Origin of the sequence: Pseudoalteromonas sp. AS71, from assembly GCF_038900275.1 — a bacterium.
Lineage (GTDB): Bacteria > Pseudomonadota > Gammaproteobacteria > Enterobacterales > Alteromonadaceae > Pseudoalteromonas.
Window position 1 is genome coordinate 165,174 of record NZ_JBBMQZ010000010.1, and the last position, 9,808, is coordinate 174,981.

At 38.4% G+C, this 9,808-nt stretch carries 5 protein-coding genes; 2 read left to right on the forward strand and 3 right to left on the reverse strand.

Translation table 11 applies throughout. The features are described from left to right. Positions 1–210 precede the first annotated feature (210 nt). Positions 211–3,534, reverse strand: coding sequence for a hypothetical protein (locus WNY98_RS09840; RefSeq protein WP_342877791.1), 3,324 nt, complete (start codon positions 3,532–3,534; stop codon positions 211–213). 194 nt (positions 3,535–3,728) lie between these two features. Here WNY98_RS09840 and WNY98_RS09845 point away from each other — a divergent pair, with 194 nt between their 5' ends. After that, entirely contained in the window at positions 3,729–5,063 is a 1,335-nt protein-coding gene (locus WNY98_RS09845; protein ID WP_024599384.1) for a dicarboxylate/amino acid:cation symporter, read from the forward strand. A gap of 96 nt (positions 5,064–5,159) precedes the next feature. Here WNY98_RS09845 and sohB read toward each other — a convergent pair whose 3' ends face one another. Both sohB and WNY98_RS09855 read right to left on the reverse strand, forming a co-directional pair. Next, entirely contained in the window at positions 5,160–6,176 is a 1,017-nt protein-coding gene (gene sohB, locus WNY98_RS09850; RefSeq protein WP_342877792.1) for a protease SohB, read from the reverse strand. Between the two features lie 100 nt (positions 6,177–6,276). Continuing rightward, positions 6,277–8,706 carry a VolA/Pla-1 family phospholipase gene (locus WNY98_RS09855; protein WP_342877793.1) on the reverse strand — a complete coding sequence of 810 codons (2,430 nt, stop codon included), beginning with the start codon at positions 8,704–8,706 and terminating at the stop codon, positions 6,277–6,279. A gap of 206 nt (positions 8,707–8,912) precedes the next feature. On the opposite strand from WNY98_RS09855, the gene WNY98_RS09860 reads away from it, so the two are divergent. Then, a complete protein-coding gene (locus tag WNY98_RS09860) occupies positions 8,913–9,659 on the forward strand; it encodes a YciK family oxidoreductase (protein WP_294120919.1) in 747 nt (248 codons plus the stop codon). Positions 9,660–9,808 lie beyond the last annotated feature (149 nt).

Here is a 9,808-nt window from a genome sequence, read left to right on the forward strand (position 1 = left end):
GCCGACATAAGCGGCGCGAATATTTATAGGTATATCTACAAACACTAGTTGTTACAAGCTTTTAATACAAACTTTTCAGTATTTACTGAATAAACGAACAATTTTTGTCGTTAAATTAAACAAACAGGTGTTTTTAGATTAATTGATGTGGAATATATAGAACAGAAACAAAAATGCCAACCTAAAGGTTGGCATTTTTAAAATAAAGCCTTATTTACTATCGTAAATTTCAATTCCCTTGGAGACCGTTTTAGTTCCACCAGCCTGAGTAGTAAACTCAAATGTTATTGAAAGTACACCGTCAAATTTATCATTACCATCTGCTTCTCGAGAAATACGAACATCTGAATACATTGGCTTATCCGTATTGGTACTTGGGATAATCGCGTTATTTTCGATAATAGATAAGTCACCATTTGTAGATGATATTGATACTGTTGTACCTGCAGGCAACGGATTACCAAACTCATCCGTGTAGTGAATACGAACAGTAATACCAGCTAAACCTACTTCTAATTGTTCAGGATCAGTTTCATCTGGGTCAGTTTCGTCATACGCAGGGTTATCTGCAAAAACATTTGACAAATCAACTGCTGATATATCACAACGTTCAGATACATCAGAAGATTCAAGTACTGCAACAACTGAAACAGAGCAATCTGCTGGTACATAAACAGGATATGGTGCATCAAGAATATCCGTTGTTTTCAACACAGAAAAACGAACATATGGGTTATCTCCAGACATAACCAATTCAATTTGTTTACGCACTTCAATTAGCTCTCGAGAACACTCACCTGCAGTTTCAGCAGCTTCACCACATAATAAGCCATTATATTTACCATCAGCAAAGTCATAAATACCATCGTTATCTAGGTCTCTCCATGTTTCATTATGACCACCACGTGAAATTAGCTCAGAACACTCATCTGTAGAGGGGTCATAACTTGAAGCGTCTGCATCACTACAGTTTGCTTTATCAAAAGTCGCATTTTCATTGTGATCTATAAACGCTTCAGGTAAATCGTAACTTGCGTAATACTCACCAATATCAAATAAACCATTGGTACGCTTAACATCATCAGTGGTTTGCTCATCTACAAAGTTCTCTTGCCCTTTAGTGACAGCTAGAATACTTACACGTCCTCCCATAACAACGCCATCAGCATTATTTTTAGCGCGTGTAATACCATTTATACAAGGAGCTGCAATACCAAAATATGGGTCACAATTTATAATACCTGTTTTTGGATTTATTCCTTCCGTCGTGGTTGAATCACCATCGATGTCACCAATTCGGTTACCCCATTTATAATCATAAAATGGACGGTCTCCTTGAGAGCGCCAAGTTACAACACAAGTAGCATCGTCAGTTTTACAAGTAACTTCATTGCTAGATGAGCCAATGACCCCTGCTTCAGCTAAAATAGTTGCTTCTACACCGTCACCATTATAATTATTAAATTGGTCACCAAAATATACCGTAATATCATTTAAAACACCGTTATAGTTAAGTGAGTTCGTATTAAGCGTATTTGGGCTTGCATCAAAACTGTTTTGGTCTGTCACGCCCGAAGCTAAAGTTAACTGAGCTGATACAGAGCTTATTTGCTCACTCAACGGAACTAAAGTTAGTGTCCCATCTGGACAAATTTCATTGGTTGGATCTGCAGAGCACAGCGCAACATCATCAACCCAACATGTTAAGTCATCACCTTCAGGTAAATTATTAACATCTTCTTTAGAAATAAAACACGCTTTTACCACTAATGGACCAGGTACTATGCCAGATTCAACCGTTGTCTGAACAAAGCCTTCATTATTTGTATCACTTGTTCTAAGTGAAAGTTTAGCTGCACCCACTGAATCTGTTAACTTGAAATCAATACGTTGCTGCGTGGAAGCAAGACCATCCGCATCTATTAGCTTAAATCTAACAATCGATTGAGTCGGAGCTCCGCCTTCACCTGGAGGTAATGCAATAAATGTTTCACTGACATCAACAAACTGTATTGATTGTACCGCTGATGTTTCTACAGGAATAATCGTAGTTGCAGTGAAGTTTTTACCACCAGTTTCAACCGTAATATTAATATCATCATCAATACTACAACCTGTAGCTCGGTATGTTGAGGTTGCTATACCACTTGATGATTTTACTGATGCATCAATTACTGAGTCGCCGCTAATTACACACGTTGAGCTGAACTCAACATCTGTTGGAGTTAAGTATAAATTACCATCCTCATCTAAAAGTGTTACTTCAATAACTGTACTACCACCTGCTTTTAAAGGGATAACATTTCCTGAAATATCTGTATTAAGCCCGTTATCAACCTCTAGGGTTAAATCAGCAATACCTACAGCAAAATTAGTTGAATTACTTTCACCTACAGATGTTACAGTCACGGTACCAGCGCCACCAGTATTACCAGGTTGCAATTTTAGTAAAGCAATACCAAAGTTATCGGTAAGGGCTGTCCCAGATGAAGGGAGAACAGAACCTAAATTTGTTGAAATATTAACAAGCGAATTTTTACTACCATCACCACTTTGCTCATCAATAACTTCAACAAATAATTCACCTAGTTCTGATGAAGATATTGTGTTGGCTACCGTACAACCCGATGCTGTTTGAGTAGGGTCAAGTTTTACGCTAGAACGATTATCATCCCAGCCTGCGTTACAGCCTGTTAAAAGCTTTACTGATATAGAGAATTGTGCCAAATCAACTGGTGCAGAATCACCTGAAGAATAAAATACAGCTGTATTACTCACTTCTGTTGAGTTAGTAGGATTATAAGTTGCGACAACTTGACCTGCACCTTTAAAACTACCACTAGAGAGAGTTACTTTTGCCTCCCCCGCTGAGTTAGTAATTGCAGTACCTAAGTCAGGCGTTATTTTGCCTGTGAAGTTTGTAGTAAATGTAACAAGTTGCTCGCTAAGTGCAACTCCATCATTTTTTAAAGTCGCTGTAACCGTCCCTAAATTATCGGTTGTAACCGGATTTGTATCCGAATACTTAGCGCCACTCTCATCGACTATATTTACCCTTAAGGTTGTTGAACCACTAACCCCCGTATCATCACCTTGCCCACCACTTGATTGAAAAGCAAAAGTACTTGTATAAGATTCACCATCGACTGTATAAGTAGCAGTTACTTCACCCGCACCGGCTTCAGTACCGGCGGTAAGTTCAACCGTTGCAATACCATCGTTTTGAGTTAATGCACTTGATGGAGACAATTCACCAATTTCATCTTCTAATGTAAAAGCAATACGCTTACCCGCGACAATTACCCCGTCTTGAGTAAGAGTTGCACGTAAATCTAAAGAGGAGGTAGCAGTAACAGAATTTGACTCTGTTGCGTCTGTTTGAGAATATCCCTTCAGTGAAACCAAATATGTACTAGTCTCTGTAGTGGAATCACCATCACTAATAGAACCGTCTTTTTCAAGTGACCCACCGCCACCACAGGCTGTGAGTAAAAAACTTAGCAATGAAATGCCGAGCAGTCGCATTAAAGGCATGAACCTCTCCCTAGCGTTGTTATTATAATCAAAATTAATTTACACTTAATATTAACCTATAACTTAGTCTAAAATCACAGTTTTTTATTACTTTTTTGTGCAAAATATTTTTAAATAAATACTAACTTTTTCTGTAGTAAATATTTCCTTGCTGGTAGTCTATGGCAAATTTATAAAAATGTAGATCAGGAAATATGTCAAAAATCCGTTCAATGAGTTTAACCACTCGCATCATGATTGGTATGGCGCTTGGGGTTGCAGTAGGTTTTATATTTCAGGCTATACTAGCTGGTGAAGACGATTATCTAATACCACTTGGGTTATTCTCTTTGCCAATTAAAGCCTTTTTTGTTGATGGTATTTTCCATGTTGGTGGTCAAATATTTATTGCCAGCTTGAAAATGTTAGTTGTGCCTCTTGTTTTTGTATCGCTTGTTTGTGGTACCTGTAGCTTAAGCGACCCTAAAAAACTAGGTCGATTAGGTGGTAAATCTATTGGTTTATATTTATTGACTACAGCTATTGCTATAACAGTAGCAATTACGCTTGCCTTATTATTTAGCCCTGGTGAAGGCATCAGCTTGCCATCTAATGCGACTTATGATGCTAAAGAAGCGCCTACTCTTGCCCGTGTAATTATAGATATGTTTCCTACAAATCCTTTTGAAGCCATGGCCAAAGGCAATATGCTTCAAGTTATTGTGTTTGCACTTTTATTTGGTGTAGCAATGGCATTGAGTGGTAAGGCGGGAAAACGTGTTGCTACCGTATTTGAAGATTTAAACACTGTGATTTTAAAACTAGTTACGCTTTTAATGAATATTGCCCCTTATGGCGTATTCTTTTTAATGGCAAAACTGTTCACAACAATTGAGCTTAACTTAATTGTGAGCTTAGCCAAATACTTTGGCGTTGTAGTGTTAGCACTGTTATTACATGCGCTTGTAAATTACACCGTATTACTAAAAGTACTTACAGGCTTAAACCCACTTATTTTCTTAGCAAAAATGAAGCACACATGCTTATTTGCATTTAGTACTTCAAGCTCAAGCGCAACTATGCCTATTACACTTGAAACAGCAACTAAAAAGCTAGGCGCTAACAACTCCGTTGCCTCATTCACTATCCCTCTAGGCGCGACCATTAACATGGATGGCACCGCTATCATGCAAGGTGTGGCTACCGTGTTTATTGCACAAGTGTTTAGTGTTGATTTAACAATATCTGATTACCTAATGGTTATATTAACAGCAACACTTGCCTCTGTAGGTACAGCAGGTGTACCGGGTGTTGGTTTAATAATGCTCGCAATGGTACTTAACCAAGTTGGCTTACCTGTAGAAGGGATTGCAATTATTATCGGTGTAGATAGATTACTTGATATGACACGTACAGCAGTTAACGTAACCGGTGATTGTATGGTTACCTGTGTTGTTGCCAAGTCTGAAGGTGAGCTTGATGAGAGCATTTTTAACGACCCTAATGCAGCCAAAGACTTAGAAGATTATCATAAGTCTATTGACTCATAAGCTACATTTATACAGCTATAAAAAAACCTTGATGGAATCCATCAAGGTTTTTTTTCGAGTAAAAATAATTAAACTGAATCCTGAAAATGTTCTAATCTAAGGATTTAGCGCCTTAAACTTAGAAAGTAAGTTTATTCCCACTTTATTTACACCGCTACTCAAACCAAGAGCTAGCTTATCGCTCAACCCTTTTTTAACTTTGTATTTAATCTTATAAATTTGGCGCTCATGTTGCTGTTCTAATAGTGCATCATCACTTGTTTTTATTACGTCTACCAAGCCTTTATCAATCGCTTGAGTTGCAAACCAATGCTCACCTGTCGCAACTAAGTTTATATCCAAGCTTGGACGTTGAGTGCTTACAAACGTTTTAAATAAATCATGTGTTTGTTCAATTTCTTCACGAAACTTTTCACGGGCCTTATCTGTGTTTTCACCAAATAAAGTAAGTGTGCGTTTAAATTCACCTGCTGTTATTTGCTCAAATTCAACATCATTTTTCTTTAATATTTTATTAAAGTTAGGTATTTGAGCTATCACACCAATAGATCCAACTATTGCAAAAGGGGCTGCAAGTATCTCATCCGCAACACACGCCATCATGTAACCACCACTTGCTGCTACTTTATCAATTGCAACACTCAGGGGAATACCAGCATTTTTAATACGCTGTAACTGAGATGCAGCAAGTCCATAGCCATGTACAACTCCACCACCACTTTCTAAACGAATAAGTACTTTGTCTTTACTTGGATCGGCAATAGAGATAATCGCCGTTATTTCTTCTCGTAAACTTTCTACTTCGTGAGCATCCATACTACCCACAAAGTCGATTACATATAAACGAGGTTTAGGCTCATCTTTATCTGCTTTTTTACTTTTTGATTTAAGTTGTTTTTGATGCGCTTTAAGCTCTTTTTTGCCCAACGTATTTTGTAAAAAACTCTCTTTAAGTTCAACTAACTGCTCTGATATATCGTCAATTTGTATTTCACCTTTTTTGGCCTTTGGCTTAACCGCAGCGCCAACTATTAGCATTAAAATAACTGCTATAGCGATAACAAAAGTAACTGTTTTAGCAAAAAACAAACCGTATTCGTATAAAAATTCCAACTGGTTTCTCCATTTATAAATTTCAGCTAATTTAGCATGCTTTAAAGCAAAAAAAAGCCACTTTTCAGTGGCTTTTAAAGGTTAATCATTTTACTGGTTATTAATCAGTCACAACCTCAGGGTTGGAAATTAATAACATCCGTCCTCGAGCAGCTAAGTAAGTCGCTACTTGCAACTGCATTTCTGCATTAGCAGCAGCACTGCCTTCAACAGTTGCAGCCTGTGCAGCATCTTGAGCTGGTGTTAATATAGAACCATGATGCCCTTTGGTAAATTTAACTAAGTAGCTTGCTGGTGTTTCACTCAGTGCTTGCGAAGTACTTACTGTTTCAAGACCCATCAAGTTAGCTAATGGGATTGTGCCAGAAATAGGATTATTAGCTGCCATTGGTGGTATCACTTGGTCAGGCTTGTTATCAACACCATCACCCACAACAACATTAGTATAAACAGGAGTACCTAATGCTTTCACAGTGGCTGCGTAGTTCGTTGGGTCGCCACTATCTAATGCTGTTTGCGCCGCAAAAGCAAACTGTGTAAATACACCTTGAATGTTAGTAAGTTTAGTCGTTTCACCCGCAGTGGTAAGTGATGCAATATATTCGTTGTAACCACACGTCAAGTAAGCTTCCATGTCTGGTATTAATGAGCCACAGTTAGAAACTGCATCTCCTTGTAAGTATGCAGTAAATTCATCAGCTTCTGTTGTACCCGCTTGTGAAAGTACTGAACCTTGAATAAATGGACCAAACGCAGCAGATTCAAGTAAGAAGCTTGCTATACCGCCACCACCACTTGCAAGAGCTACTGTGTTTACATTAAATAGCGGATCAAGCGTTTCGGCTATTGGCGTATTAGCTTGAGCAATAAATGCTGGAGCAACAATAGAACCTAGGGAATGCCCAATGTAGGTAACGTCTTTACTATTAATAGTTGTATCGTTAATAAAGTTTAAGCCTAAACGAAGGCCTAATAAGTCAGCAGCCGATTGACGTAAGCTATCACGTGCAACAAGTAATGAACTTAAGTTCATATAACTAAGCACAGAACCCGTTGTTGCATTAAAGTCGTCTGTTCCATCACCATCAACATCTATTCCGCGCTCACCATGTCTTGGGTGGTCAATAGCAACCGTTGCAAAGCCTTGAATAGAAAGCTGCGCAGTTAAAGCAAGCATACTTTCTTTTTGTGTTGTAATACCGTGCTGCATAATCACAACAGGCCATCCACCTTCAGGCATAGCGATAGGATCTAATTGTAACTGTGCACGGACACCATTAATTATCGGTAAAATAGGTTTAGTAACTTGCACTGGCACATTTGCCATGCTTTGTACTTTTGGAATTGAGTTGTATTTTGTTAAATGACGTGTGCTGTCTAGTCCTAAGTCACGTAATTGTCCGTCACTTAATGCAGAACATAAACCATCATTTTCACTAATAGGATCTGTCGGAAATGCATCGCCTGCAACGGCCTTGTAACCAATTATTGCCACCGCGTTATCACACATACCTTGCCAATATGTATCACTTAAATCACTAATATCAGTACCCGTTGGTGTACCTAAATACATCGGTAACATAATGCTACCTTTTTGATATTGCACACCAGAGAATGCAGCAGAGACTTCTACACCCTGAGAAGCAAATACTTGTTGTACATTTACCATAGGTTGTTCAGGAACTTGAAGTGCAGGCGTTGGCAGTGCAGGTTCTTGCAAGCTTGCAGCTAGTAACTTTTTAATTGTCCCAAGTACAGGACCTGCTGATTGAATAGTCATCGCACTAGAAAAAATAATATCTTCTTTTGTGATATCGCCTGAGCTAACTACTACATTTTCGTAACTGTTAACAGCCCCCTGCAAACCAAGTTGGGCTTCTGTAATTAATGGCGCTTCTTGTTTAACCAATCCATAAGTAGAAGAAGGCTCAATAGAACGCCCTAATGAATCTTTAAGCCCTGTAGTTAATACATTGATGTATGAGCTACCTGCCGTAAATGGTTTTAAAGGAATAATTGCAACGGCATCACCAGAAGCTTGAGTAACAAAGTCAACACCAAAAGTAAGCTCACCGACCAATTTACAAGCTGTACCGGCAGCTACAACTGAACATTCTGCGTCAGTTAAGCTTGCACCCATTACAACTTCAAAAATTCTTACTGTACCAGGTGTTCCAGCAGACGTTTCATCTAAGCTAACATTTGGTGGGAATGTTAAATCGATTTTATAAGGAACCTGCGAAGACCAACCATCAAGTGCACCTAGTGCAAGTTGAGGGTCTGCATAAGCTGCGCGCGAAATAGACACATTATTGTCATCTAATTCTCCAGGAATATTAAGTGTACCGTCTTGAGTTCCGCTCATTAATAAATCATTAGGAACTGATAAGATACCTGCCGCTGGGTCAAATGTAACTGTTGCTGTAGGAATGACTGGTGCTGTGTCGTTTTTGACATCTGTTAACGTTTCTCCACCGCCACAGCCTGCTAAAGCTGCTGTAACCGAGAGTGAAAGTAGCATTTTTTTCATATTGTTGGCTCCGCACGTATTTTATTTTTATAGTGTGTTTAATCAGTGTATTAAGTTAAAACAATGTAATCAGATTATTAATGAGACATTAGACCAGTTAAACTTAACGTAAAGTTTCTATTTTCGCCACCTAATTTTACAATAAATTCGATTACTTCACGTTTCGCTATGTTAAAATCAAAAAAATTATATGAATTGGTACTTTTATGCACACATATCAAGCAGCTGAAAACGCACTTAAAGATAAAGTTATTTTAATAACAGGCGCCGGTGATGGTATTGGCCGAGTTGCAGCAATTACGTATGCAAAATACGGCGCTACAGTTATCTTATTAGGAAAAACAACTAATAAACTTGAATGTGTTTACGATGAAATTGTTAATGCTGGCTACCCTAAACCTGCAATAGTCCCTATGGATTTAAAAGGCGCAACGAAGCAAAACTACCGTGACCTTGCTGCAACAATCGAATATCAGTTTGGACGCCTTGATGGATTGCTTAATAATGCAGGTATTTTAGGGTCACTCGGTCCGCTTGAACATTTTTGCTCATCTACGTTCGAAAACATAATGAAAGTAAACGTGACTGCACAAGCAATGATCACTAAAGCACTTTTTCCTGTTCTTCGTAAGTCTGATAATGCATCGATAGTATTTACGTCATCAGGTGTAGGTCGAAAAGGTCGTGAATTTTGGGGGCCTTATGCCATCTCAAAATTCGCAGTAGAAGGTATGATGCAAACATGGGCATGTGAAGTAGGTAAAACGAATATTCGTGTGAACTGTATTAACCCAGGTGCAACGCGTACCTCTATGCGTGCAGCTGCATACCCTGGCGAAGATAGAGAAACGCTTGCTACACCAGAGGATTTAATGCCTACATATTTATATCTAATGAGTGACGATTCTAGTGATGTGAATGGCGAATCGTTAGATGCTCAAGTAAAAAAGTAATTTAGAGTTTAAATAGTTTAAACAACACACATTAAAAAAGCCGCAATTAGCGGCTTTTTTGTGTTCAATAAATGTCTTGTCCTGAAATGTGTTTACACATTTAGGACTTATTCTATGAAAACCACTAAAACTAAAGACGTTAAGCGTAC